Genomic DNA, 26,825 nt, shown 5'->3' with positions numbered 1-26,825 from the left:
AAACTGCGTTTTTCGGGCTTCGCAAGCCTTGCAACTGATTCTTTCTTGACAAACACATGACTAGAAACAAATTTTGCTTAGTTTATAGATGGACACTAATTAATACCCAGTTTGGTTTTTACCTGAGAGGTTACATCCACGCTTTGTTCAGATTGATAAACAGTAGCTCCTGAGTTGGCAGCAAATATATAAATAAATCCGCCTTCTTCACCGACCTCACCAATAGCCTTCTGCAATTTTTCCATGATAGGTTGCTGCAGCTGTTGTTGTTTTTGAGAAAGTTGCTGCTGTGTGGATTGGTAAAAAGCCTGAATCTTCTGTGAAGTCTCCATCAACTGCTGTTCTTTTTGCTGACGTACAACAGCACTCATTGATTCGGCAGTCTCCATATATTCCTGTTCCATCTTTTTATAATCTTCCTGCATGGTGGCAAGCTGATTCTCCAAACGGTCGTACTCACCTTCCAGGTCCTGCTGCATCTGTTTAAACTCAGGCATTACCTGCATCACTTCCTGAACATTGACATGACCAAATTTAAGATTTTGTGCATTCAGTCCGAGACTCAGAAAAAGCAGTACGGCTATCAGAGATGTAGTTGTAACTTTTTTCATAATAAAATTAACTTTTCTATTTTGATTTTTAATACTGATATTCTTAATTGCTGAAACCAAGTTCCCGAAGGATCTCATCGCTGATGTTCTGTCTTGGCTTCACATACAAAACGCCCAGGTTGCCGGCCATATCGAAAACTGCATCCAGATTGTCACGATCGGCAACACTGCGAATGGCTTCACTCACTTTTTCCTGAATGGGCTGAAGCAATGCTTCCTGACGCTTCACAAGCTCTCCCTCAGGTCCAAAATACTGTCGTTGAAGCTGCTTGGCGCGATTCTCCAATTCAATAATTTCATTCTCACGTTGCGTTTTCATCTCTCCGGAAAGAAAAACACTTTCCTTCTGGTAGTTTTTATAAAGTTCTTCCACATCGGCATAAACCGATTGAATTTCCTGCTCCCACTGCTCCGATGCCTGATTTAATTGTTCCTGGGCGGCTTCATACGCCGGAATATTGGACATAATGTATTCCATATCAACAAAGGCATAACGTTGAGCTGAAACATTGGCCGAGCTAAATAATATTGCTGCAACAGCCACGAATATAACAAAATACTTCTTCATTGCTCTCAATTTTAAGTCCTTAATAAAATTCTTTATACAGAATACACAAAAACCAAACCATTTTTATTTTTTGCGTTTTTGTAACCGGTAATTAGTCTGTCCAAAAACTAAGTAAAGTCCGCTTTTAGTCCTGTTTCTGATCAGAAAGTGTCAATTGCTAAGCCTGCCCCGACCTTTCGGGGACGCAAGTGGTACTTTATGGACAGCAACTAATTAGAAATTCTGTCCAATCACAAAATGGAAATTACTTCCACTGGCATTGGGACGTCCGGTCACGTCATCAAATCCGTATCCCCAGTCAATTCCCATCAGTCCGAATATCGGCAGGAATATTCGCACGCCTACACCGGCTGAGCGCTTTAGTCCAAAGGGGTTATAGTCCCTGAATTCGGACCATGAGTTACCTGCTTCCGCAAAGACCAACCCATAAACAGTGGCTGAAGGCTGAAGCGTCAATGGATATCTCAACTCGAGAGCGAGTTTATTATAGATATTACCATCCTGCCGTCCTTCGGGACTGTAGGGAGTCAGTGACGCATTTTCATAACCTCTCAAACCAATGGTTTCGCTACCGTAATAACTGTAGCCTGACATACCATCACCTCCCAGCACAAACTTCTCAAAAGGCGACTTCTTATTCTCATCAAAGTATCCGAGGAATCCGCCTTCTACTTTGGTCATCAAAACCAGTTTCCCCGCATTGTCCAATGACTTAAACATATTTCCTTTGAATGTCCACTTATGGTATTCCACCCATTTGTAACGTTCCTCGTCGGGCATATCTTCATCCGAATAGTTCTTATCATCGAAATAAGAATAGGGAGGTGTAAATTCCAGTCCAAGGCTGAAATTAGACCCGTTACGGGTATATAAAGGATTGTCGATGGAGTTACGGGAAAAATTAACTTTAAAATTCAGGTTATTACTGTTTCCGTTCTCCATCAGGAAGTAGGCCCAGTTTTTAAGATCGTAACGCTGGTAACTCAACTGGGTATAGAACTGAAAATAGTCATCGGGCCAACGCAGGCGTTTTCCGAAACCGACAGAAAGACCTGTTACTTTGAGGTGTTCATCCGGATCCTCTTCGAGTGGCTGGTATCCATAACCGTAGCCACCGTAGCCGCCATATCCACCATAGCTACCGCCATAACTACTGTAGGGGTTACCATAATAATAACTGCTGTTAGTTCCTGTCTGAATAGAATGATACACAGATACACTCAATGAGTTGGGCTTCCGTCCACCAAGCCAGGGCTCGGTAAAGGAAAAGCTGTACGACTGGTAGTATTTACCATTGGTCTGTGCTCTTAATGACAATGTTTGTCCATCTCCTGTAGGCAGTGGTCTCCAAGCCTCTTTATTGAAAATATTCCGTACTGAGAAGTTGGTAAATTTTAATCCAAGAGAGCCGACGAACATTCCGCCACCCCAACCACCGGACAATTCAACCTGGTCATTGGCTTTTTCCACCAGATTGTATTCCAGATCCACGGTTCCCTTTTCGGGATCGGGCAGGGGAACCGGCTGGATATTCTCAGGATCGAAATGCCCCAACTGTGACAACTCACGTACAGTACGAATCAACTCCGATTTATCGAACAACTCACCCGGCTTGGTTCTGAGTTCACGACGAACCACATGCTCATGAGTCTTGGTATTTCCCTTGATGATCACCTGATCGATGGTGGCCTGCTGTCCTTCATAAACACGCATCTCAAGATCCACAGTATCATTATGAATTTTAATATCAACAGGTTCTATGTTACTAAACAAATAACCATTATTCATATAGAGGTTATGCACCGCATCGTCATCCACAAACAATCGTTCATCAAGTCTGGTCTGATTAAATACATCACCTTCTTCAATCCGAAGTTTCTCGCTCAGATATGGGCCCGGGTAAACGGTATTTCCGACCCATGAAATATTACCAAAATAGTACTTATTCCCTTCACTGAGATTAATTACAATGTCAACAGTGTTATCTTCATTGCGACTTACCTCTTCCGAGACAATATAGGCATCCCGATATCCCTCTTCGTTGTACTTTTCTATAATCCTATCCAGGTCAGCCTCATATTCATCCTTCACAAACTTCTTAGTTCTGAAGAAATTAAGAATCTTCCCTTTCTCGTTGGTCTTTTTTGTGAACCTGTTCAGCTTATGATCAGAAAAAACAGTATTTCCTTCAAATTCCAGAGAGTTCACTTTCACCTTATCTTTCTTATCCACATCAATGTCCAGAAAGACATGATTGGGTTTGTCAGGATCATCGCGTTGAACGATGGAAACCTCGGCATTAAAAAAACCTTTGTCCACAAAATGCTGCTTGATATATTTCTTGGCCCGGTCAATCAGATAAGGAGTAACCTGAGAGCCCTTCATCATCGAAATTTTGGTTGATATATCCTCTATTTCGGATTTTTTCAGCCCCGAAAAATTAATTTCTGAAAGACGGGGACGCTCCTGCAAATAAATATTCAGCCATATATTCTTCCCCTCAATCTTGTCCACGGATATTTTCACATCCGAAAAAAGTCCGTATTCCCAATATTTTTTGATTGCATCGGAGATGTCTTCTCCCGGTACGGAAATGGTCTGACCGACTCTGAGGCCAGACAGGTTTGCCAGGATTGCGGGATCATTATTGAGGTCACCTGTAACATTTATCTCAGCAATAATGTATTCTTTGGGAGAACCTGAATAGGAAATTTCGGGGACACCCTCCTGAGCATTTACACCAATAAAAGAGATCAACAGAAGGAAGAAAAGTACGAACGAGTGTTTAATCATTACTATTTTTTTATTTTTTTACCTGATCACTGATTTTTCCAAAGCGTCTTTCTCTACCCTGATAATCGAGTAGTGCTTCAAAAAAATGTTCCTTGCGAAAATCAGGCCACAATACATCACAGAAATATAATTCTGAATAAGCAATCTGCCAAAGCAGGAAATTACTAATGCGCAATTCCCCACTGGTTCTGATCAGGAGTTCCGGATCAGGCATATTTGCAGTTTCCAGATATTGACCAAATAAATCAGAATTTATTTCGGAAGGATCCAATTTATTATCTTTTATATCGAGGGCTATCTTTTTTACACCTTCAATTATTTCCCATCTGGAGCTGTAACTCAATGCAAGAACAAGCGTCAACCCGTCATTGTCCTTTGTCTGGTCCATGCAGGCAGCAAGTTTATCCTGCACCCCTATAGGAAGATTTTCTTTACAGCCAATGGATTTAAGCTTGACATTATTATCCATCAACGTCTTGGTTTCCGAAGCAATGGTAGAAACCAGCAACGACATCAATGCGTCAACTTCGTTTTTGGGACGATTCCAATTCTCGGTGGAGAAAGCATAGAGGGTAAGAAATTTCAGGCCCAGTTCTGCAGCAGCTTCGGTAACTTCACGCACGGCCTTCACTCCGTTTTTGTGACCAAAAACCCTTACATTACCTCGCTTTTTTGCCCATCTACCATTCCCATCCATAATAATGGCCACATGGGAAGGTAATTTTTCTTTATCCAGTTGTTCTTTAACTGATGACATACATTATAATCTTCGTCACATTTTTAATAACCGGCATTGCAGGGAACATTTCTATGAAAAATATCCATGGTCAAAGACACCCCTGCAAAAGAATACCAATCATTGTTATGCCAATCCGAGGGCTGCTGGAACCCATATGGATCGGTGGGATTGATATCTCCGGGGCCCATGAAATCAAGGTCATCAACAAAAGTCTTCCTGAAATTCCATTCCAGTCCAACATGCAACCAATCAGTGGCTTTCCATTTCACCCCCGCACCGAACGGCAAAGATAATATAAAATGTGGGTTTTCAGAACCTCCTGAATCATTGGATTCATAACGTCGGTAAACAGTATAAGCCAGTCCCCCGCTGATAAAAGGCGTGAAACGGGTTTCTTTGCGACGAAAGGGATGATCATACTCAAAAAAATTTATTTCCAGTTGCGTGGAAAAATCAGCCAGTGATCGCTTAAAACTATAAGAAGAACTCCCGGCGGATGCAGATGGGTATTGAAGTCCGGACTGTGGATAACTACCCCCGATTTCAAGGGCTGTCAGGGTACCTTTAAAAGCAAGCCTCTCATTAAGAACCACTCGTATAAGTGCTCCTACAGCCGGTTTGGCATTGTAAAATTGCTTTGAGGGATTGAGATCGCCATTGTAATAGGACGTCCCCAAAAACAAGCCACCCTCTATCCGCTCCTGCGAAAAAGCGGAAACAGAAGAGAGAAATGTGACGATAAGCACAAGTATGGTATGGCCTTTACAACGCATTGATTTAATTTGGATAATCAGTTCTGAACAATCAACAGCAACGCCGAACCATGAAGACCATGTAAGGTGCGCTACCTCATCCCTTTTAACGACAGGATGGCCGGATTATTGTCAGGAAATGAATCAATTTCGACGGTCGGCACCCCACATCAGTTTATTACGCAAAGTACTGTAGAAGCTTTGATCGGTGCGTTCCACCATTTTGATAGGAAAGGCGGCTTTTCGAATCTTCAGTTCGGTGCCTTCCTCCACCACCACACTTCGGGAATCGAGACTGGCAAGGAATTTGCCTCCCCTCCCTTCAACCTTCAATGTAAGCTCCATATTATCCGGGACGACCAAAGGCCTCACGGTCAGATTATGTGGGGCAATGGGTGTGATGATTATTCCCTGTGAGGCCGGATGCATGATTGGCCCTCCCACACTAAGTGAATAGGCAGTAGATCCGGTAGGTGTACTCACAATCAAACCATCTGCCCAATAAGAATTAAGGTATTCATCATCCAGATAGGTATGAATGGTAATCATCGAGGAGCTGTCCTGCTTGTGAACTGCAAACTCATTAAGGGCATAATTAAAATCGTCAACAAGCCCGGTGGGACTAATCAATTCAAGCAGCGACAACTCTTTTACCTTGAATCGTCCAAGATCTATCTCCTCCAGTGCAACAGGCAGCTCATTTCTTGAAATATCGGCAAGAAACCCCAGCCTTCCACTGTTGATTCCAACAATGGGAATCCCCGAGTCACGAACAAGGGTAACAGCCTGAAGAAAGGTACCATCTCCTCCGATACTGAAAAGCATATCCACCTCGGGCAGGTCGTCCGATGAAGAGAAAAATCCGGCAATCCCGGGTTTCAGGTCAAATTTTTGGGAGAGAAACTCGTAGAACGGCTTGTAAATAAATATTCTGGTCTCTTTTTTATGCAAATAGTCAAACAGCTGTCTGCAATTTTCATAAAAAACATCACCAAAGCTTTTTCCAAATATGGCAATTTCCATACATTTTTTGTGAACGAAGATAAAAAATAAGCAACAAAAGAGCGCTAAACCCCCAGATATTTCATCAAAGACTCATAGTTCCGGCGGGTAGTATCATCCACCTGAGACTCCCCCGAATAAACAGCATTCACTTTATAGCCGTAACGCTCAAAGGCATTGATGACGCCACTGGCATCCACCCGGTTTAGCTTAATGGTAATTTTAAGTTGCTCGGTAGATTTACTCTGCGATGCATAAAGACTCAATACCTTGGCATCTGCATCCTCCACAATTCGCGCTATTTCGGAAAGTGCATAATCCCGGGGGCCAAGTTCTATTTCGATAATACCGCCGGGCGTAGGAGCAGCAATCAACTCAGAAAACCTGAGCAATAAATCGTTCTGTGTAATAACACCTATATAATCCTGGTCAGGGCTCAGGACAGGTACAACAGTCAATTTAAGACGGGAGGCGATCTCCACCACATCATAGATGTGCTGATGGGCAAACACATACGGCTTAATCAGCGACAGGCGATGGTTGCCCAATGGCTCATCAGCAGAATTCAAATCGTAAATGTCCGCATCTGAAATAAGGCCAAGAAAAACCTTATTGTTGACAATGGGCAAATGTGAAACGCGAAATGCCTCCATCCAGGCAAGAGCGTTAACTCCTGTATCGGAAGTTTTTAAAGATGGGATGATATCTGATATTAAATCTTTTGCCAACATAAAAATGCGCTTTCCGGAAATACTTTGTAAATTTGCTGTTGCTATAATATAATATTTTTATTCAAAACAGCGATCAAATCAAGCATAAAACTTACAACACAATCCCTTTTTGTTGGGAAAATACACTCAAATTTTTAAACAAACAAAACATTTTACTGTTTTATCTAATTTTCTCAGAAATACACATTGGAACTTTTTTATCATGACGAAACTCAGTGTTAATATAAATAAGATTGCAACTTTACGAAATTCAAGAGGTGGAAACATCCCCGATGTGGTAAAAGCCGCAGTGGACGTACAGGAATTTGGTGCCCAAGGCGTTACGGTACACCCACGCCCCGATGAACGACATATAAAATATAAGGATGTCCATGATATTCAAAGAGTCATAAAGACCGAATTTAACATTGAAGGATATCCTTCCCCCAAATTCCTCGAACTGGTAAAAGCGGTTCGTCCGCACCAGGTTACGCTGGTTCCTGATCCGCCCGAAGCCATCACATCCAATTCGGGATGGGACACCATCACACACCTCACTTTCCTGCAGGATGTAATTGGCGAATTGAAAGAGTATGGCATCAGAACGTCCATCTTTATCGATACCAATCCCGATTTCATTGTCAATGCAGCTAAAACAAACACAGACAGAGTAGAGCTTTACACTGAGCCTTACTCCACAGACTACCCGAAAGACCGGGAAAAAGCCATTGCTCCATTCGTGGAAGCTGCAAACATCGCAAATAAAGCCGGGCTAAGAATCAACGCAGGACACGACCTGAGCCTGGAGAACCTGAAATTTTTCAATGAAAGAATTCCATTTCTCAAAGAGGTTTCTATTGGACACGCACTAATCAGTGACGCCCTTTATTACGGCCTTGAGCGAACCATTAGTATGTACAAAGATCTGCTGATTAAAGAGAAATAGCAATGGAACTTTTTTACCGGGAAAAAGGAAAAGGCAAGAAGACAATCATTATCGTTCACGGACTTTACGGAGCCTCAGACAACTGGCTTTCTGTTGCCGGGGAGCTGGAAAAAGATTTTCACGTCATTCTCATTGATCAGCGCAACCATGGGAAATCACCACATAGCCAGGAACATACCTACCAGGCTATGGCAGAAGACCTCCATGAATTGATGAAGAAACTTAAGATCGACAAGGCTACATTGATGGGCCATTCCATGGGAGGAAAAACGGTCATGCGTTTCTGCCTGGACTATCCGGAAATGATCGAAAAAATGATTGTTGTCGATATCGCTCCAAAGTCATACGGTTCATTCTCCAATTATGCAGAAGTTACTGCTGATCACGGTAAAATTATCGAAGCTCTGTCGTCTGTGGATCCAACGCAATACGAAAACCGTCAGGATATCGACAAACTTCTGAAAGAAACATTCCCGCAGAAAAGACTTAGGGGCTTTCTGATGAAAAATCTCAAAAGAACAAAGGATGGTCACTATGAATGGCAGCTCAACCTGAAAGCCTTGAAGGACAACCTTCAGGATGTAATGGACGGCTTTTCGGATTTAACACCCCCATCAGGAAAAAAAATGCCCGAGACCATCTTCATCAGAGGTGAGAAATCACCTTACATACACGAAGACGACTCTCTGTCAATCAATAAGTTTTTCCCCGGCTCCCAGATTGTAAACATACCCGGGGCAGGTCATTGGGTACATGCAGAGCAGCATGATCTGTTTCTGAAAACCGTGAAGTACTTTCTTGAGAGTTGAGAGATGAGGGTTGAGAGATTTTCCAACCTATAAAAGGACACAGTTGTTGTTTTAGCTCTGCCTCATTAGTGCCTATCCATAAACTAAGCAAATTCTGTTTTTAGAACTGTTTCTGGTCAGAAAGTGCCAATTGCTAGGCTTGCGAAGCCGCCAAAAACGGAGTTTACTTATCGTAAATGAGTATTTTGGCGGCAAGCGTAACGACGCAAGTGGTACTATATGGACAGAAACTCATTAGAGATGCCAGCCCCGGCGGGGCGACAGTATGGTAGTAGCAATGGCATTTCAATGAATGGAAAAGCCCCGGCAGAGGTAACACAATTATTAAAGAACCTGCTTATACAGAAACCACATTTTCCGGTTTAAGCAGAGGCTCACCTTTCAGCCGGAGAAAGAGCTGGGCCGTTGCCAGCACATCCTTTTCACAATAACGTGCGATGCGCTCCACATCATCTTCCTCGTAATAAACCGAAGCCACCTGGCTTCCGTCGATATCATCTTTAGGAGATGGAATTCCCATAATGTGCGTAAGCAAATTCAGAGAAGTATAATGCTTAAAATCTCCAAACTTCCACAAATCCATGGTGTCGATAAACTTCACCTCCCATGGTTTTTTCCCTGCCACATCCAGAATATCCGGCAACTGTAATCCGTTGATAAGCATCCTGCGGGCGATGTATGGAAAATCAAACTCCCGCACATTGTGCCCGCAAATATTGGTACCCGGATGAGAGGTAAAGTTGGTAAGGGCTGCCGAAAAATCCTGCAGTAACTTCTTTTCATCATGTCCGAAGAATGATTTCACTCTCAGGGTTCTCTCTCCGTTTTCGGGTTTAATAATTCCAGCGGAGATACAAACAATCTTGCCAAATTCGGCATAAATCCCGGCCTTCACATAGGCTTCCTCCGCGGTAACATCCTCTCCGGATATTTTGGAAGATTTTTTCTCCCACAAAGCTTTCATGGTATCATCAAGATTATCAAAAGCCGGATGCTCAGGAACGGTTTCAATATCAATGTACATGATCTTTTCGGATGCAATGTTGTTAAGCATGACAAAAAGTTTTAAGACAGATTACGTTGAATGAACTGTGTGAGAATATCTATGGCCACATGATTTTCCCCTCCCTGTGGCACTATCAGATCGGCATATCGCTTACACGGTTCAATAAACTGCAGGTGCATGGGCTTCACCGTTTTCTGATACCGGTTCAACACCTTTTCCACTGTTCGCCCGCGCTCCTCAATATCACGCTGTATCACCCGCATCAAACGATCATCAGCCTCGGCATCCACAAAAACTTTCAAATCCATCAATTTTCTCAACCCCGGATGAGTAAGTACCAGGATTCCCTCCACAATAACCACCTTGGTTGGATTTACTGAGATGGTTTCCTCCGAACGCAAACAGGAAAGATATGAATAAATGGGTTGTTCAACCGGTTGATTATCTTTAAGCTTTCGGATATGCTCCACCAGCAGATCAAACTCAATAGCATCGGGATGATCAAAATTAATTTTCTGCCGCTCTTCCAGAGGCAGATGACCATTATCGCGATAATAGGAATCCTGTGGCAGGATAGCCACTTCTTCGGCAGGCAATTTTTCCATTATTTTGCGAACCACGGTGGTTTTCCCTGACCCGGTGCCTCCGGCAATGCCAATTACGAGCATATATTGATTGATTTTTATATTTTTACGGCACTAATTTACAACAGATGGTTAAATAATTAAAAGATAATACTCATGATTAAGCACATTGTATTGTTCAAATTCAAAGAAGATTTGCCTGCTGCTGAGAAAAAGAGCAAATCAGAAAAAATTAAAGCGGAACTGGAAGGACTTATCAATAAAGTGGAAACACTTCGTAAAATGGAGGTGGGAATTAACATCAATCCGGACGAAGATTATGACCTGTCGCTGGTTTCAGAATTCGATAACATGGAAGGATTGAAAGCATATGCCGTACATCCCGATCATGTAAAGGCCGGAGCCGGAATCAGAGAGATTCTTGAAAAACGGGCCTGCGTAGATTATGAAGTATAAAAAAAAACGCACGGCCGAAATATCCGGTCGTGCGTTTGTTTATTTATCCAATTACTCTAAAAATCATCAGAATAGAACGCCTGTGGCTCTTCTCTCAGATTGTATCTGGAAACCATTACTTCACCATAGGCACCAGCACTTCTCAAAGCAACGAAATCGCCACGCTTCAGCTCAGGCAAATCAATAGCTTTCCCAAAACTGTCGGATGACTCACAAATTGGGCCGACCACATCGTACCTGACCTTTTTGGCATCACTGGATGCAGATAAACTCTCAATTTTATGTTTGGCCTGATAGAGTGCAGGACGAATAAGATCAGTCATTCCGGCATCTATAATAGCAAAACGGGTCTTTACCCCTTCTTTCACATAAAGAACCCGTGAAATGACATTTCCTGCCTGACCAACAACTGAACGACCCAGTTCGAAATGCAACTCCTGACCGGCTTTAAGTTTCAGGAAATCCTTAAAAACCTTGAAGTAAGAAGCAAAATCTGAGATTGGGTTGTTTTGGGGATCGTCATAATCGATTCCAAAGCCACCTCCCACATTTATTACTTTAGGAAACAGTTGTCTGGAGATAAACCATTCCTGCAACTCATTAACCCTGGTACACAAATCCTTAAAGTTATCCAGATCTGTAATCTGTGAACCAATATGGAAATGCATTCCTTCGAACTGAACATTTTCCAATTCTTTCATTCTGTCCAAAACCGATTCCAGGTCCGGCATACTTATACCAAACTTATTTTCATCCAGTCCGGTGGTAATATAATGATGCGTATCGGCCTGAACATTTGGATTAATCCTGAATGCTACTCTGGCTTTCTTGCCATTTTTAGCTGCCAGTTCATTGATAATCTCCAACTCAGGGAGAGACTCCACGTTAAAACAATATATATCGTGCTTCAGTCCAAGTTCTATTTCCCAGTCAGCTTTCCCCACACCGGCAAACACAATCCCGTCGGGGCTGAAGCCTACCTCCAGTGCTTTCTGTATTTCATAACCGCTGACACAGTCAATTCCAAAGCCTTTGGAGCGAATCTTCTCCAAAACCCGGTCATTGGCATTGGCCTTTATGGCATAATGAACATGAAAATCATACTTTTCAGACTCTTTCTTTACAAGCGAAAGGGTGTCCTCAAGCAAACTCATGTCATAATAATAAAACGGCGTTTTCAGTTCTTTAAATTTCTCTGTAGGAAAATTTGTCATTCTGTAACTTGTTTAAAAAAGTTTTGCACTTAATGCCTGTAAAGCATCCTTCTTATCTTTTGCATCCACCAGCAGTGATATATTATGCTCGCTTCCCCCATAAGAAATCATCCTGATGGGAATCTCCTTCAATGCTTCAAAAATACGGTTGGCATAACCTTTGTTTTCAGCCACCAAGTCACCAACCACACAAACAATCACCTGATCATAATCAACCTCAACGGTACTAAACTTTCGCAAATCGTCCAGTATTTCCTCCAGATGTCGGTTGTTATCGATGGTAACCGAAACACCCACCTCTGATGTGGTAATCATATCAATGGGAGTTTTATAGCTTTCGAAAATCTCAAAAACCTTTCTGAGGAATCCGAAGGCGAGCAGCATACGTCCCGATTTAATCTTGATGGCAGTGATACCATCTTTAGCTGCAACGGCAGTAATGCGGTCCTTATGCTGCGAGGAAGAGATGGTGGTTCCCACAGCTTTGGGATCCATGGTATTGAGCACTTTTACCGGCACATTGGCCAGTTTGGCCGGCAACACACTGGTGGGGTGCAAAATCTTGGCTCCGAAATAAGCCAACTCAGCAGCCTCATCAAACGAAATCTCGGCAATGGAGGTGGTATTTTCCACAAACCGGGGATCGTTGTTGTGCATTCCGTCAATATCGGTCCATATCTGAATTTCTTCAACTTCCAGGGCCGCACCGATCAAAGAGGCTGTGTAATCACTTCCACCGCGCTGAAGATTATCCACCTCTCCGAATGCATTACGGCAGATGTACCCCTGGGTAATAAAAAGATGAGTATCTTCAAACTCGCTCATGATGCGCTCCAGATTCTCCCTGATATAAACCGTATCCGGTTCATTATTCTTATTGGTGCGCATAAAATCCAATGCAGGAAGCAATACTGAGTTATGTCCGTTTTCCTGAAGGAAAAAGTTAAAAAGAGCTGTGGTCAACAACTCTCCCTGTGCAAGCACAGATTTCTCCTCAAAAACGGTAAACACATCCTTGGTAAAAGATTTGACATAATCGAAATGCGATTTTACCAACTCAAGTCCTTTGTGCTTAAACTCCTCTTTCTTAAAAAGCTGAGCCACCGTGTCCAGATAACCACGTTCCAACCGGTTGATAACCTCATTCGCTCCGTCGTAATTTTTCTTGTATAAATAATTTGCTATTTCAACTAAACTGTTGGTTGTTCCCGACATGGCAGAAAGAACCACAATCTTACGGTCGGAACCGGTAACAAGATCTGCCACTTCACGCATACGCTGAGCTGATCCCACTGATGTTCCGCCAAATTTAAGTACCTTCATAACTATAATATTTTCAAATTGCACATTACCTGTAAATTAAATCATCCATTCGTTGTAAATGGAAGCACCTATACAGCGCATGACAATTTAATCATTTTTACGGTCTGCAAAGTTATAAATTTTAACAAAAATGACCTAATGGACTAACAATTTCGCTTACAACCAATGGTTTGGAAAAGGTAATCAGGAGAGCTACACAGGAATCACAGCACCATTACAAATCTCATTGTCAACAAACTACAATGCACACCACAAAAAAGGGGATTGATTTTCAGATCATCCGAAAATCAATCCCCTTTTTTATTTCATTTATTCTTGAATCATGTTTCTGATTGCAGGAATCACTTTTTTGCTTCCGACTCAACATCGGGCATATGAACCTCAAGCAATTTGCATTTGTCGGCTGCTTTGATGCTAAATTCCTTCAGGTCGGCAGGAATCAGAATTGTTTCTCCCATCGTAACAGACTCTTTCTGACCATCATTATAGAAAATATCAGCGCTGCCTTCCATACACATCAGAATCACAAATGAATCGAGTCCAAAAATATCCTTTTTGAGTTCGTGCCCATTCAAATCAATGAGGCTGGTTACGAAGTAAGGAGATTCCACCACCTGAGTAACCTCATTCTCTGTTGCCTCATACCGGGTTTTATACTCTCCCCCGCCGGAGAAATCAATAGCATCCAGAGCTTGAGCTGTATGCAGCTCCCGGGCATTGCCTTCTGCATCTCTCCGATCGAAATCATAAATACGATAGGTCACATCGGAGGTTTGCTGAATTTCTGCCAGCAAGATACCCTTTCCGATGGCATGCACACGTCCTGCCGGAATAAAGAAAACATCACCCGGTGCCACCTCATGACTGGCAAGAAGGTCATCGAGTTTCTTTTCCTCCAAAGCTTTCAGATACTCATCCTTTCCGGTATCCTTTTTGAAACCACTGATCAGGCTGGCTCCCTGATCGGCCTGCATCACATACCACATTTCTGTTTTTCCGAAAGAATTATGCCTGCTGCGAGCCAGTTTGTCATCCGGGTGTACCTGAATGGAAAGCACATCATTGGCATCAATAAATTTAATCAATAGTGGAAACTCAGCTCCATACTTCTCAAAAACCTTATCCCCAACCAGTTCAGACATATAAATCTCCAGCAACTCACTCAGAGAGTTTCCTTTCAAAAACCCGTTGCTTACCACAGATACATCGCCCGGAACACCGCTCAGCTCCCAGCTTTCGCCAACATCAGTGGCTTCCCCGATGGATTTATGCAAAACCGTATTGAGTTTGGTACCACCCCACAATCGTTGTTTCAGAATCGGTTCAAATTTTAACGGATAAAGTTTCTTTTCCATAATATCATCAATGCTTTTATTTTGAAATGCAAATATACCAATTAGATTGTCGGATTATACAATCAGCGACAGAATCCCACAGGTTTTTAAAAAGATTCTACCACCCGGAACGAAAGAACTATCAGTGTCCCGCCCAGGCGAAAAACCCGCCAAACATCCCCTTGAAAGTATGAATTAAACCCACACTTAAAAAACGGTTTCGCATTCTTTTACAGAGAAATTTTATTATCAAACCAAAAAACATCATATTTTTGCAAAAAAAAATGCGAATAACCGAAGCATCATTTCTTACAAGCAGTGCCAATCCGAAAGACTGTCCTGCCCCCAATAAGCCAGAGTATGCATTCATAGGGCGCTCCAATGTAGGGAAATCATCGCTTCTGAATATGCTCTGCAATCGCCGAAAACTGGCCAAAATATCAGGAACTCCCGGAAAAACAAGACTCATCAATCATTTTCTTATCAACAATAGTTGGTACATGGTCGATCTGCCGGGATACGGATATGCCAAACTTTCAAAGTCCGAAAGGGAGAAATTTAAGAAGATGATTGAGGGCTATCTTACCGAACGAACAAACCTGTCCAACCTTTTTGTGCTTGTTGACAGCCGGCATGCCCCCATTCAGGCAGACCTCGATTTTATGCAGAACATGGGCGTTAAAGGAGTTCCGTTTGCCGTGGTTTTCACCAAAACCGACAAACTAAAACCCGCACAACTTGAAGAGAACACAGCAAAATACAAAGAAAGACTTCTGGAAGACTGGGAAGAGTTGCCGCCCATTTTTCTGACTTCATCCACCACACGACAGGGACAGGATGAACTTCTTTCTTACATTGAGAAAATAAACAAAAATCAGGTTTGAACTATAATTTTAAAACATTATATGTTACTTTAGTAAGAATTTACCGTTAAACAGGTATTATTTCTTACCTTTGCAATTAAATTTCGCTACTGAATATAACTGATAAACAGGACTTTAAATGCCACCTAAAGCACCAATCAAACTATTCTCGGGAACCAACACCCGCTATCTTGCCGAAAAAATCAGTCTTTGCAATGGAAGAGAACTGGGAAACATCAATCTGACACGCTTTAGTGACGGAGAATTCACCACTGCTTATGAAGAAACCATAAGAGGGTCGCATGTTTTCCTGATTCAATCCACATTTCCGCCATCAGACAACCTTTTTGAGTTGCTGATGATGATAGATGCCGCCAAAAGGGCTTCTGCTTACAAACTGGTAGCAGTAATGCCTTATTTTGGATTTGCCCGTCAGGACAGAAAAGACAAACCCAGAGTGGCCATCGGAGCCAAGCTGGTTGCTGATTTACTGACTACCGCCGGCGTTGATCGCATCATCACCATGGATTTGCACGCTGATCAGATTCAGGGATTCTTCGACATCCCGGTTGATCATCTGTATGCAAGCGGTATTTTTGTCCCGCATATTCGCAAATTAAATCTCGAAAACCTGGTGATTGCATCTCCCGACGTGGGAGGTTCCAAAAGAGCCAACACCTACGCCAAGTTTCTGGATGCCCCCATGGTTATTTGCCACAAGCATCGATCAAAGGCCAACGTGGTTGATGAAATGAGAATCATCGGTGATGTGTCCGGAAAAAATGTGATCATTGTGGACGACATGGTGGATACGGCAGGTACACTTACCAAGGCCGCCGACATGATGCTTGAACAAGGTGCAACCAGCGTACGTGCCTTCGCAACACATGCGGTTCTTTCCGGTCCTGCTTACGAAAATATTGAGAAATCAAGCATTTGCGAAATATTTGTAACTGATTCTATTCCCTTACGAAAAAGATCAGATAAAATAAAAGTGCTCTCGGCAGCTCAGTTATTTGCAGACACCATCGATAAAGTTTACAATTATCAATCTATTAGTACGCAATTTGTAATTTAATTATTACCTTTGCGCCCGCCAAAATGGCGTAGTGTGATGGGAGATTAAGGTTTCACATTACAATCTTAATTTTGAGTAACACATTCAAAAACAAAGAGATGAAAACAATTGAACTAAAAGCTGCCAAGCGCGACAATCTTGGAAAAACAGCAACCAAACAACTTCGTAACGAAGAAAAAGTACCTTTTGTACTTTATGGTGGAAAAGAAACGCTTCATGCTGCTGCGCTTCTGAAAGACTTCAACAAGCTGATTTACACTCCCGATGTTCACCTTGTAAAATTGAACATTGACGGAACTGTTCATGATGCTGTAATCCAGGACGTACAATATCATCCGGTAACTGACGATGCCATTCATGTGGATTTCCTTCAGTTATTTGAAGATAAGCCTGTGGTTATTGAAATTCCTGTTAAGGTAAAAGGACTGGCAGCAGGTGTTAAAGCCGGTGGTAAACTGACCATCGAGAAGCGCAAGCTGAAAGTGAAAGGTTTGGCTAAAGACCTTCCCGCGCAACTTGAAATCGACATTACCAAACTTGGACTTGGCAAAGGTCTTAAAGTTGGAGAGCTCGACTTCGAAAATATTGAACTGCTTAACAACAAAAACCAGGTGGTTGTTTCTGTTAAGCTAACAAGAGCTGCCCGCGCTGCAGGAACCACTGGAGAAGAGTAGTTTTTCAACCATATTTAAAAAACCTCCATATCTACATATGGGGGTTTTTGTGTTTCAGCACGACAAAGTTTCTGACCAGAAACAGGACAAAAAACAAATTTTGTTTAGTTTATGTTTATGGATAGGCACTACCTATCTGTCCCTGATTTAAAAATCTTACTTTTGCACACAAATAATGTTGTGAAGTTTAGCCGCCTGACATTTTTCAACATCAGGAATCATTAACCGGTTTCATAAAATGAAGGATTCAAACCGGTCGCCGGTTAATAAATTGTGGTTGCCGGGAATTCAATACCCGATGATTTAGCGATGGCACACATAAAAAGTAAAATAAGAATGGGGCTTTTTGAAAAGATAAAACAACTGCTGCAACCGGCAGGAAAAGAATCGGACAACACCGTGAAGTATTTAATTGCAGGACTTGGAAACATTGGCCGGGAATATGAGCATACCCGCCACAATATCGGATTTGACGTATTGGACGAACTGGCAAAACAGGAACGTCTGGAATTTGAAGACCGTCGTTATGGCAATGTGGCAGAATACAAATTCAAAGGCCGTACATTCGTATTGCTGAAACCCTCCACATATGTCAATCTTAGCGGAAAAGCGATCAATTACTGGATGAAACAGGAAAAAATTCCGGCAGAAAGATTGCTGGTGGTTTTGGATGATCTCGCGTTGCCGTTCGGCACCCTCAGGCTTAAAGCCAAAGGAAGTGATGCCGGACACAATGGTCTCAAAAACATCAACCAGATTTTGGGACACAATCAGTATGCGAGACTCAGATTTGGCATTGGAGACAACTATTCCCGGGGACGTCAGATTGACTATGTATTGGGAACCTGGGATCGGGAGGAAGATGCAGCATTACCTGAAAGAATTGACAAAGCCATTGAGATCATAAAAGGTTTTGGCACCATTGGACTGGCTCAAACCATGAGTCAGTACAACAATAAATAAACGATCATGAACAAAACTGAAAGCGTACGAATAGATAAATACTTGTGGGCCGTAAGATTGTTTAAAACCCGTAGTCTGGCTGCAGAGGCCTGCAAAAAAGGAAGAGTTACCATTGACGAACAGCCGGTAAAATCGTCACGCATGATTCGTCGGGAAGATCAGATATCCATAAAAGTTCCTCCTGCCGTTAAAACCTACCGTGTGCTGGATTTATCAGAAAAACGCATGGGAGCCAAACTGGTTTCGGATTTTCTGGAAGACATTACTCCCAAAGAGGAACTGGACCTCCTGGACATGGCCAGAATGACGCAAAAACTCAGCCGACCTAAGGGCACAGGACGTCCTACGAAAAAAGATCGTCGTGACCTTGACAATTTAAAAAACGATTTTAGTTAGACTCCATATTTCTTTCATATTATGATTGTATCAAGACACAAAAAAAACAGTGACATCGCGGGATACGTTCTCTACATGTGGCAAATCGAAGATCTTTTGAGAGCTTCCAAACTCGATATGAACACCATCAGGGAAACCATAATAAAGCAATATGAGCAGCCCGAAGATGTCAAAAAAGAACTGGAAGAGTGGTATGAGAACCTTGTGGTAATGATGCAAAACGAGAAGAAAGAAGAGTCGGGGCATCTTCAGGTGATTACCAATACCGTAAATGACATGAACCGGCTACACATCACCCTGATGCATTCAAAAAAAGAGGTGGGGTATCAGCATCAATTCATGAAAGCAGTTCCACTGATTAAAGAACTGGAAGAGAAAATGCAGCCCCGACCCGAACATGACATAGAGCTAATGCTTGCTGCCATGTACAATGCGTTTGTATTGAAATTACAAGGAAAAGAGATATCAGAGGGAACCAACGAAGCTTTAAAAGTATTTGGAAAGACCCTTTCCATGCTCTCTGCGAAATACCGGGAAGATCAAAAAGGAGAACTTAATCCGGAATAAAAGTACAGGAATCACGACGGCCAAACCACTTATATCTGTTATTGGCCACAACCCTGTAGATGGCTCTAATCCACGATTTCGGAAGCCCCCTTAGCAGAAAATTGAAAAACCGTGAAAGTCGCCCTCCGTTTTTCAAAATATACAACACAGCTGAAGCTCCAGACATAGAAGTCTGCCCGTCAACCACCACCACCTCATCCGGATCATCGGCGGGATAGCCATGCTTCTTCATAAGTTCCTGTCCCTCATCTGACTGCATGGCTTTAAGCTGAACCTTGCCCTCATACTGATGTTTGAGCCAACGGGCAAAACCACTACATAAAACACAAAAACCATCAAAAAGAACAATCATCAAAAAAAAATTATTTAATGCAGCTGAAAGGGAAATAATAGATCGTTGGGTTTTTAAGGGTTAGAGGTTGGAGGTTAGAAAAATCATACAACACTGGTATTATACTCCTTACAGAAAACGCTCCTTCGAACATAAAACCTTAATTTTCCAGAGCCTTGAAAAACCTTAACGGACTATTGTGGATATAAAAACAGATCATTTGGAAAGATAAAAAAAGTTGGACCATACCTGAAATTCAGGCAATGTCCAACAACAGTTCTACAATACAGTTTCCTCATCTGTTCCCCTACAAGTATCTTCATCCATCTCTCTGTCGGAAGAAGAATTCTCCGCAGGTCCTGAAAAAAATGCTTCCGGATCTTTCACAAACCCGCTATTTTGGGAAACCCCATAAAGAAAGTCTCGGTCAAAAAGCCTTTTTCTGCAATACAACTTTTCAAATCTCACCATAAGCAAAAGGTTTTTTGAAAGTCTGTTTGTCAGCTTTCAGGTTTCACATAAAAGAACGTAGCGCCAATTTAAGACATTTTTGTCTTATATGCAACAACCAATTGTCCCGAATTATTCGATTACCAAATCCACACGTCGGTTGGCCATTTTTAATCCACGGGGCGATAATTCACTTACCGGCGAAAGCGGGTCTTCCTCTCCCACCGGAACAATATTTATTCTGCCGGGCTCCATCCCAAGATCATGCACAAAAAACTCTTTCACAGCCAGACACCTCTCACGACTTAGTTCCAGATTGTCTTCGGCTTCTCCGTCGGTATCTGAGTATCCGTAGAGTGTCAATGTTTTGTCAGGATTATTATTCAACTCCACCGCAATCCGTCCCATCAACAATTGGTCTGCAGGACTAAACCGGCGAAACACACCGGATGGAAAGAAGATGGTTTTGACATTGTATTGATCATAAATAACTCTCAGGGTTTCTGTAATTACCACCGAATCCTTGTCCACAGGACGATTTGCTTCATAAATATCAATATCTTCTTCCAGCTGACGAATCTCATCTGTCAAGGGATCCTCCTGAGGCCTTCCGAACATATCCATCCCCTCGGCACGGTAGGTCCAACGCATATGCCGTTGATCCTTATCTCCAAATTTATAGCTGACATTAAGGGAGGTGTAAAGATACCTGTCATTGGTTGCCCCTGTGAGAATGTTGTCCAGCCGATCGGATGCCGAAAAGCGCAACACACTTTCTACTCCCACATCAAACCGGTTATTGATGCGATACATCAGGCCTGCACCAATAGGTAAAACGATATCAACGGCCCTCGAGGTTTTCTTATCGGGATCTTTCACATCATACCCCAACACCACATAATCGGGGTTTGAACTGTCGTATAACTGACTTCTCTGTACCACATCTCCGGTTCCAACGGAGAATAAACGACTCCTGAAAAGAGTGGCTCCTACCCCTATTTTCAGATAGTAATTCCACTTATCATTAACAGGCCCCGGACGTGCCGACATCTGGTTTATAATGGCAATTCCGTTGATGGATATATCCATCAGGTCTCCGCGAAAACCATAAGCGCCCTCTTGTCCAAACATATCGCTTTGCAAATACTGCATTTCGAAAGCAAAAGCCGGGACCAGATGCTTTGTAATCTGTAAAGAGGGGCCAAAGTCGATTTCCTTGTCCGGAAACATACTGTACCCACTTTGATCGGCATACATGAAAACCGGACCAAAACCTGCACCTACAGACCAGGAGTTATAGCTTTGTCCGAAAGAGAATATCATATCCGGAGTCAAAACAAACACCGAATCGCGTCTGTTCTGAGATTCTGCAACAAATGTGGTAAAAAATATAAATGCAATAATTCCGATAATTCTCATGAACTGGTGATTTAACTTTAGTGACCGAGCAAGGTGAAGCTTCATTCTTCAATATTCGATTCCCTGACAACAAAAATATCAACCCTTCGGTTAACCATATGCACTCCTCGTGGTGCAAGTTTTTTAGTATCTGAGAGTAACTTACCCTCTCCGTTGGGCTCAGTGGTGATTCTGTTTTCGTCCAGACCATAATCATTTACCAGCACATCCATAACAGCATCGCAACGCCTTTGGCTTAGTCTGACATTATAATCATCTGCTCCCCTTTCATCACAGTATCCCTGCACAAGAATCTTCTCATCAGGATGTTCCTTCATAAAACGCGCAACAATAGCAATAACCTTGTGAGCATCCGGTTTTATGGCCGATTTATCAAAATCAAAGAATACGGAAGCTGCAAGAATCTTCCTATGCTCGATTTTCTCCTGATAAATAAATGTTGTATCTGTAACGGAAGAATCCGTAGCAGCAATTTCCTCCAAACGCTGACGCAGTGAGTCCAGTTTCTGCGCATTGGGATCCACTCTTCGATCCCGCTGCCACCCCATATTAAAGTCCTTGTAAGTCCACAAGGCATGACGTTTGTCTTTTTTACCAATTTTGTATGTAACAGTTACCGCGGTGGACATATAGGAATCGTTATCTGCCCCGGTAAGATTTACATCCAGGTTATCCTGACTGAGATTTCTCAACATCAATTCAAATCCAAGGTCGAAGCTTTTATTGATCCGGTAATCGATTCCTAGGCCGATAGGAATAACCATTTCACTACCCCTGTCGGTTTTCTCCTCCGGGTTGTCCTTTTCATACCCAATGGCAAGAAAATCATCATCAGACCAGCCATAGGGTCGCGGATATCCCGGAGTTCCACCATGCACATCTCCAACGGTTATCCATTCACCCGTTTCAATATTCCGTTGGCGGGCCCTGAAATAATTAACCCCCAAACCTATTTTACCATAAATATTCAATCGATCACGAATGGGACCAAACAAAACCAACTGGTTGATACTCACATTAAGGTTGAGCGTCAAATCGTAGAAATCGCCTTCAAAAAAGCGGGAATTTTTCTCCCCGTACATGTCAGCCATAAGAAACTGTGCATCCACAGACCAGGGGCGCCCTAACTGTTTACTGACAAGAAGCGAAGGACCGAATTTCCAGTTTTGAGAAGGAAACACGGAATAATCAACCACATCTGTATAATAAACAACGGGACCGATGCCTGCTGTCAGTGACCAGGTATTGTATTTCCTGGCAGGATTATAAATTTGTTCTTCTTCGAGGTTGTAGAAGTCAATTTGTTGTGCGTTAGCAGAAATACACACAAACACTGATATAACAATAACAAACAGGATTTTCCTCATTCTTTGGACAGATTTTGGTCAGATTCAAAGTACATCTACTTTATCCGTCAAAGCTAAAGGAATAAAAAACCAAGGTAAAGTTTATTTTTACCAACAATAAGTTAGTGTAGATTAATGAACTCTTTTGCTTTTGTAAATGGACAACATGCAGCAGAGGGTTGACTTTCGGCACAGCCGAAAATCAAGCCTCTGCTCATGAATTTATTAAAGTAAAGTTGCGATTAAACCTCAAACATTTTATTCTCTGTCCCTGAAGGCGTCCAGTCCCGACTTCAACCAATCGGTATAGGCCTTGATATCTGTATCATAACCTCTCTCCTCTACCAAAGGCTGTTCATCATGTCCAAGAATAACATAATGGGGCTGACTATTTCGTTGGAAACGGGAGATCTGAAAATCGCTCCATTTATTTCCAATGGTTCTGATCTTCTTACCGGTAACGGATGAAACATACTGTTCTTCTTCGGGTAGTTTCTCCCGGAAATCCACATAAAGAGAGGTCAATACATAGTCATTGGCAATCATCTCTTTCACGGCAGGATCTGACCAAACGGCATCTTCCATCTTCCGGCAATTGGTACAACCTTTTCCGGTAAAGTCCAGCAAAAGGGGTTTATTTACCTCTTTTGCATATGCCAGTGCCTTTTCATAATCATCAAAAGCAGGGATTCCCTGTGGCCCCAGATGCATATCTTCACTCAAAGGAGCAGTAGCTCCCCCTCCTGAACCGGGAGCTTTATTGCCCACCCCATAAGGGGATTCGGCATAATTATTTGGCGGCGGAAATCCGCTTATCAGGTTCACCGGAGCCCCCCAAAGACCAGGAATCATATAAATGGTAAATGCAAAGACCACCAGGCCGAGCATCATCCGTGAAACCGGTAAATGATCCATTGGTGAATCGTGTGGCAACCTGATTTTTCCCATCAGATAGAATCCCAGAGCACCAAAAATAGCGATCCATATTGCGATAAACACCTCACGCTCCAACACATGCAATCCCCATACCATATCGGTAATGCTCAGAAACTTAAAGGCAAATGCCAATTCCAAAAATCCGAGAACCACTTTTACTGAATTGAGCCATCCGCCAGACTTGGGCAACGAGTTCAACCATCCGGGAAATGCTGCAAACAAAGCAAAAGGAAGGGCCAAAGCCAAAGAAAAGCCAAGCATCCCGATTACAGGAGCCATACCTCCCACCGAGGCTGCCTGTACAATCAGAGTACCAACAATGGGGCCTGTACAGGAAAATGAAACCAGGGCCAGCGTAAAGGCCATGAAAAAGATGCCAATCAATCCTCCTTTATCAGCACCTTTATCGGCTGCACTCACCCAGGCGTTGGGCAATACTATTTCGAAAGCTCCAAAGAAGGAGATGGCAAAAACAATCAACAATGCCGCAAAAAAGAGGTTAAACCATGGATTGGTGGATAACGCATTAAGCACATCTGCCCCAAAAACAGCCGTTACCACGGTTCCCAAAATCACATATATTACTATTATGGAAACTCCGTAAAATATAGCATTCCTAAAACCGGAGGCTTTTGTTTTGCTCTGCTTGGTAAAGAAACTCACCGTCATAGGAATCATGGGGAAAACACAGGGAGTCAGCAATGCTGCAAATCCGCCAAGAAATGAAAGCCAAAAAATGGTCCAGTTCCCACGAGTTTCAGACTGGTCTTCTTTGCCCGTTTTATTGGCGACCTCACCTTCATCCTTTGATGCAACATCAGCCTCTGTTCCCTCTTCCTTATCAGCACCGGAAGCTTCTGAGACATTCTCTGCAGGTTCACCTGTTTCATCCAGCACAAAAGAAAAATCAACCCTGTCGGGAGGAAGACATTGCTCATCATCGCAGGCCATGAATTCCACATATCCTTCAAGCACGGAAACATCACTGCCTGTGACTGTAACCGGCAAAATAAACCGGGCTTCATTGGAGAACCACGAGAGCTCCATGTCAAAAGCCTGATCAAACTGCACATCCGCTTCTGGCTCCTCTCTCAGATTCCCTGCACTTACATTCTCTCCGGAATTTACAAGCGTTACAGAGGTAGCTATCGGTCCACCCTCCGGAATATTCGAGGAATACAAGTGCCAACCCTCATCAATAGTGGCATCTGCGATAATTTCGTATTCGGTCTCCGACAATTGATTGAGCGAAAAGGCCCATTTTACGGGCTCCAGAATCTGTGCATTGAGCGTTAACCCGCTAAACAACAAGGAAAACCAAATAATCAGACTTATTTTCTTCATGCGTTATATTATTTGACTAATTAAACCTCAAATTTATTCATAATATGGAAACACAAAAATAAACAATGAGTTCGAATTAGAATCAATATTGTATATATGTGAATTCTTGCATTTTTAATCCCAAATAAAAATTGCTTTGAAAACCAGCCGGTCATCCAAAGCAATTTTCTCCAAAAAGTCAAAATATAACTGCAAAAAGCAGGCCAATAAATCGACTATATCAATCTCATGGCATCCTGTAAACAATGGCATTAATATTCATTCCCGCCCCCACGGAGGTAAAGACAAAATGATCGCCTGACTTTAACCGGTGGTTTTCAATCTCTTTCTCCATCAGCATATCAAATAAAACAGGAACTGTTGCCACCGAGTTATTTCCAAGTTTTGCAATGGTCATCGGCATGGTATATTCCGGTACTTCACGCAATCCGTACAACTTAAACAGACGCGCCAGAATGGCATAATCCATTTTGGCATTGGCCTGATGAATCAAAACCTTCTTAACTTCTGTGATGTCAACCTCAGATTTTTCAAGACACTTTTTTACCGTAGCAGGAACCGTATGCAAGGCATATTCATAAACTTTTCTTCCGTTCATTTTAAGATATTGGTGTCTGGGATCAATCTCTTTGTTATATGATGGTCCCATCTTCAAAAGAAAAGCATTTTCAATTGTGTCGGTTCTGGAAATATGAGACAAAATCCCTACAGGAGATTCGCTCTCCGTAGCTTCAACAACCGCTGCGCCGGCTCCATCAGAATAAATCATACTATCCACATCATGCGGATCAGAAACGCGTGATAATGTTTCTGCCCCAATAACCAGGACTCTTTTGGCCTCCCCGGTTTTGATGTATAAATCGGCCTGAATAAGGGCCTGCACCCAGCCCGGACATCCGAAAAGGATATCATAAGCCACGCAGTACGGATTTTCTATTTTGAGCTGATGCTTAACTTTTGAAGCCAGGGATGGCAGGATATCGGTACGACCGGTCTCTTTACTAACATCCCCAAAATTATGTGCTACAATAATATAATCCAGACTCTCTTTGTCGATACCTGCCGATTCAATGGCTTTCTCTCCGGCGAAAGCAGCGATATCAGAGGTTACATACTGATCCTCGATATGCCTGCGTTCATCAATCTCTGTAATTTCTTTCAGCTTGTCTATAATAACCTTGGTAGGCTTATTCATCGGCTCACCGGAGGGAGCATAAAACTCATTTTGCAAGAAATCTTCATTCTTCACAATTCTCGGAGGAACATAAGAGCCGGTTCCTTTAATTACCGAATAGATTTGTTTTGTCATATTTGTTCTTTGGAATTAAAACTCTATGCGAAGGAACAACTTTTTAAAACAAGGTGTTCATTTACCGACATTCATTTATCCCACCATATATCCACTCGCCACATTTTATGCAAAAACAGGGGGATAGAAAACACCTGCCACATAAAAAAAAGTTTCTGGCAAACTTCGACGGACCTGAAAATCCTGTCCCTGTTTTGAAGAAAAACAATGCGCACTTCATCAACCTCTTACAACTTTGTGATAAATTAAATCAAAAATCTGCCAACCGAATGTTGTAGAGAACAACTGAAAAAACTATATTT

At 42.4% G+C, this 26,825-nt stretch carries 27 protein-coding genes; 9 read left to right on the top strand and 18 right to left on the bottom strand.

All coding sequences use genetic code 11. The features are described 5' to 3' along the window. Positions 1–95: 95 nt before the first annotated feature. The 7 genes from BY457_RS06785 to BY457_RS06755 all read right to left on the bottom strand — a co-directional run bounded on the left by BY457_RS06785 (position 96) and on the right by BY457_RS06755 (position 7,196). Positions 96–611, bottom strand: coding sequence for an OmpH family outer membrane protein (locus BY457_RS06785; RefSeq protein ID WP_106152580.1), 516 nt, complete (start codon positions 609–611; stop codon positions 96–98). A gap of 43 nt (positions 612–654) precedes the next feature. Then, positions 655–1,179, bottom strand: a complete 525-nt coding sequence (locus BY457_RS06780; protein ID WP_106152579.1) for an OmpH family outer membrane protein — start codon at positions 1,177–1,179, stop codon at positions 655–657. Positions 1,180–1,392: 213 nt separating this feature from the next. Beyond that, complete coding sequence (gene bamA / locus BY457_RS06775) at positions 1,393–3,972, bottom strand: outer membrane protein assembly factor BamA (protein WP_106152578.1); 2,580 nt, start codon at positions 3,970–3,972, stop codon at positions 1,393–1,395. Positions 3,973–3,982: 10 nt separating this feature from the next. Beyond that, positions 3,983–4,729 carry an isoprenyl transferase gene (locus BY457_RS06770; RefSeq protein ID WP_106152577.1) on the bottom strand — a complete coding sequence of 249 codons (747 nt, stop codon included), beginning with the start codon at positions 4,727–4,729 and terminating at the stop codon, positions 3,983–3,985. 23 nt (positions 4,730–4,752) lie between these two features. Beyond that, positions 4,753–5,484 (bottom strand): type IX secretion system protein PorG, encoded by a 732-nt coding sequence (porG, locus tag BY457_RS06765; protein ID WP_106152576.1) that lies wholly within the window; start codon positions 5,482–5,484, stop codon positions 4,753–4,755. A 123-nt stretch (positions 5,485–5,607) separates the two neighbouring features. Continuing rightward, positions 5,608–6,486, bottom strand: coding sequence for an NAD kinase (locus BY457_RS06760; protein ID WP_106152575.1), 879 nt, complete (start codon positions 6,484–6,486; stop codon positions 5,608–5,610). Positions 6,487–6,530: 44 nt separating this feature from the next. Further along, the gene (locus tag BY457_RS06755) at positions 6,531–7,196 is read right to left on the bottom strand and encodes a CBS domain-containing protein (RefSeq protein ID WP_106152574.1); all 666 of its coding nucleotides are present in this window, start codon (positions 7,194–7,196) and stop codon (positions 6,531–6,533) included. A 202-nt stretch (positions 7,197–7,398) separates the two neighbouring features. Between BY457_RS06755 and BY457_RS06750 the strand changes: the two genes are divergently transcribed. Together BY457_RS06750 and BY457_RS06745 are read left to right on the top strand one after the other, a co-directional pair. After that, positions 7,399–8,121: a pyridoxine 5'-phosphate synthase gene (locus BY457_RS06750; protein WP_106152689.1), complete on the top strand. Its 723-nt coding sequence runs from the start codon at positions 7,399–7,401 to the stop codon at positions 8,119–8,121. 2 nt (positions 8,122–8,123) lie between these two features. Then, positions 8,124–8,930, top strand: coding sequence for an alpha/beta fold hydrolase (locus tag BY457_RS06745; RefSeq protein WP_106152573.1), 807 nt, complete (start codon positions 8,124–8,126; stop codon positions 8,928–8,930). A gap of 337 nt (positions 8,931–9,267) precedes the next feature. On the opposite strand, the gene BY457_RS06740 is transcribed toward BY457_RS06745, so the two are convergent. Next, positions 9,268–9,984: a 3'-5' exonuclease gene (locus tag BY457_RS06740; protein ID WP_106152572.1), complete on the bottom strand. Its 717-nt coding sequence runs from the start codon at positions 9,982–9,984 to the stop codon at positions 9,268–9,270. A gap of 11 nt (positions 9,985–9,995) precedes the next feature. Beyond that, a complete protein-coding gene (gene udk / locus BY457_RS06735; RefSeq protein ID WP_106152571.1) occupies positions 9,996–10,604 on the bottom strand; it encodes a uridine kinase in 609 nt (202 codons plus the stop codon). Between the two features lie 72 nt (positions 10,605–10,676). Between udk and BY457_RS06730 the strand changes: the two genes are divergently transcribed. Continuing rightward, entirely contained in the window at positions 10,677–10,976 is a 300-nt protein-coding gene (locus BY457_RS06730) for a Dabb family protein (RefSeq protein WP_106152570.1), read from the top strand. Positions 10,977–11,032: 56 nt separating this feature from the next. Here BY457_RS06730 and lysA read toward each other — a convergent pair whose 3' ends face one another. The 3 genes from lysA to BY457_RS06715 form a co-directional block, all read right to left on the bottom strand. Further along, entirely contained in the window at positions 11,033–12,190 is a 1,158-nt protein-coding gene (gene lysA, locus BY457_RS06725; protein ID WP_106152569.1) for a diaminopimelate decarboxylase, read from the bottom strand. 12 nt (positions 12,191–12,202) lie between these two features. Then, the gene (locus tag BY457_RS06720; protein WP_106152568.1) at positions 12,203–13,513 is read right to left on the bottom strand and encodes an aspartate kinase; all 1,311 of its coding nucleotides are present in this window, start codon (positions 13,511–13,513) and stop codon (positions 12,203–12,205) included. 341 nt (positions 13,514–13,854) lie between these two features. Continuing rightward, a complete protein-coding gene (locus tag BY457_RS06715) occupies positions 13,855–14,868 on the bottom strand; it encodes a type I phosphomannose isomerase catalytic subunit (protein ID WP_106152567.1) in 1,014 nt (337 codons plus the stop codon). Positions 14,869–15,131: 263 nt separating this feature from the next. Here BY457_RS06715 and yihA point away from each other — a divergent pair, with 263 nt between their 5' ends. The 6 genes from yihA to BY457_RS06685 all read left to right on the top strand — a co-directional run bounded on the left by yihA (position 15,132) and on the right by BY457_RS06685 (position 19,388). Next, positions 15,132–15,731, top strand: coding sequence for a ribosome biogenesis GTP-binding protein YihA/YsxC (gene yihA / locus BY457_RS06710; protein ID WP_106152566.1), 600 nt, complete (start codon positions 15,132–15,134; stop codon positions 15,729–15,731). Between the two features lie 118 nt (positions 15,732–15,849). Continuing rightward, a complete protein-coding gene (locus BY457_RS06705) occupies positions 15,850–16,788 on the top strand; it encodes a ribose-phosphate pyrophosphokinase (RefSeq protein ID WP_106152565.1) in 939 nt (312 codons plus the stop codon). A 98-nt stretch (positions 16,789–16,886) separates the two neighbouring features. After that, positions 16,887–17,462: a 50S ribosomal protein L25/general stress protein Ctc gene (locus tag BY457_RS06700; protein ID WP_106152564.1), complete on the top strand. Its 576-nt coding sequence runs from the start codon at positions 16,887–16,889 to the stop codon at positions 17,460–17,462. Between the two features lie 309 nt (positions 17,463–17,771). After that, entirely contained in the window at positions 17,772–18,425 is a 654-nt protein-coding gene (gene pth, locus BY457_RS06695) for an aminoacyl-tRNA hydrolase (RefSeq protein ID WP_258176645.1), read from the top strand. A gap of 6 nt (positions 18,426–18,431) precedes the next feature. Further along, positions 18,432–18,821, top strand: a complete 390-nt coding sequence (locus tag BY457_RS06690; RefSeq protein ID WP_106152562.1) for an RNA-binding S4 domain-containing protein — start codon at positions 18,432–18,434, stop codon at positions 18,819–18,821. 21 nt (positions 18,822–18,842) lie between these two features. Further along, positions 18,843–19,388, top strand: coding sequence for a DUF4924 family protein (locus tag BY457_RS06685; protein ID WP_106152561.1), 546 nt, complete (start codon positions 18,843–18,845; stop codon positions 19,386–19,388). Here BY457_RS06685 and BY457_RS06680 read toward each other — a convergent pair. From BY457_RS06680 to BY457_RS06655, 6 genes are all read right to left on the bottom strand, one after another. Continuing rightward, the gene (locus BY457_RS06680; protein ID WP_106152560.1) at positions 19,375–19,740 is read right to left on the bottom strand and encodes a thiol-disulfide oxidoreductase DCC family protein; all 366 of its coding nucleotides are present in this window, start codon (positions 19,738–19,740) and stop codon (positions 19,375–19,377) included. The two genes, BY457_RS06685 and BY457_RS06680, sit on opposite strands and share 14 nt — an antisense overlap. A 258-nt stretch (positions 19,741–19,998) precedes the next feature. Further along, on the bottom strand, positions 19,999–20,190 hold the full coding sequence (locus tag BY457_RS06675) for a hypothetical protein (RefSeq protein WP_106152559.1): 192 nt from the start codon (positions 20,188–20,190) through the stop codon (positions 19,999–20,001). Between the two features lie 111 nt (positions 20,191–20,301). Further along, entirely contained in the window at positions 20,302–21,588 is a 1,287-nt protein-coding gene (locus BY457_RS06670) for an OmpA family protein (RefSeq protein ID WP_106152558.1), read from the bottom strand. Between the two features lie 41 nt (positions 21,589–21,629). Beyond that, positions 21,630–22,955 (bottom strand): OmpA family protein, encoded by a 1,326-nt coding sequence (locus BY457_RS06665; protein WP_106152557.1) that lies wholly within the window; start codon positions 22,953–22,955, stop codon positions 21,630–21,632. A gap of 237 nt (positions 22,956–23,192) precedes the next feature. Then, positions 23,193–25,214 carry a protein-disulfide reductase DsbD family protein gene (locus BY457_RS06660; protein ID WP_106152556.1) on the bottom strand — a complete coding sequence of 674 codons (2,022 nt, stop codon included), beginning with the start codon at positions 25,212–25,214 and terminating at the stop codon, positions 23,193–23,195. Between the two features lie 226 nt (positions 25,215–25,440). Beyond that, positions 25,441–26,523, bottom strand: a complete 1,083-nt coding sequence (locus tag BY457_RS06655; protein WP_106152555.1) for a 3-oxoacyl-ACP synthase III family protein — start codon at positions 26,521–26,523, stop codon at positions 25,441–25,443. Between the last annotated feature and the right edge of the window lie 302 nt (positions 26,524–26,825).

The organism is Marinilabilia salmonicolor (assembly GCF_003003035.1).
Lineage (GTDB): Bacteria > Bacteroidota > Bacteroidia > Bacteroidales > Marinilabiliaceae > Marinilabilia > Marinilabilia salmonicolor_A.
This window is presented reverse-complemented; position numbering and strand designations above follow the sequence as displayed.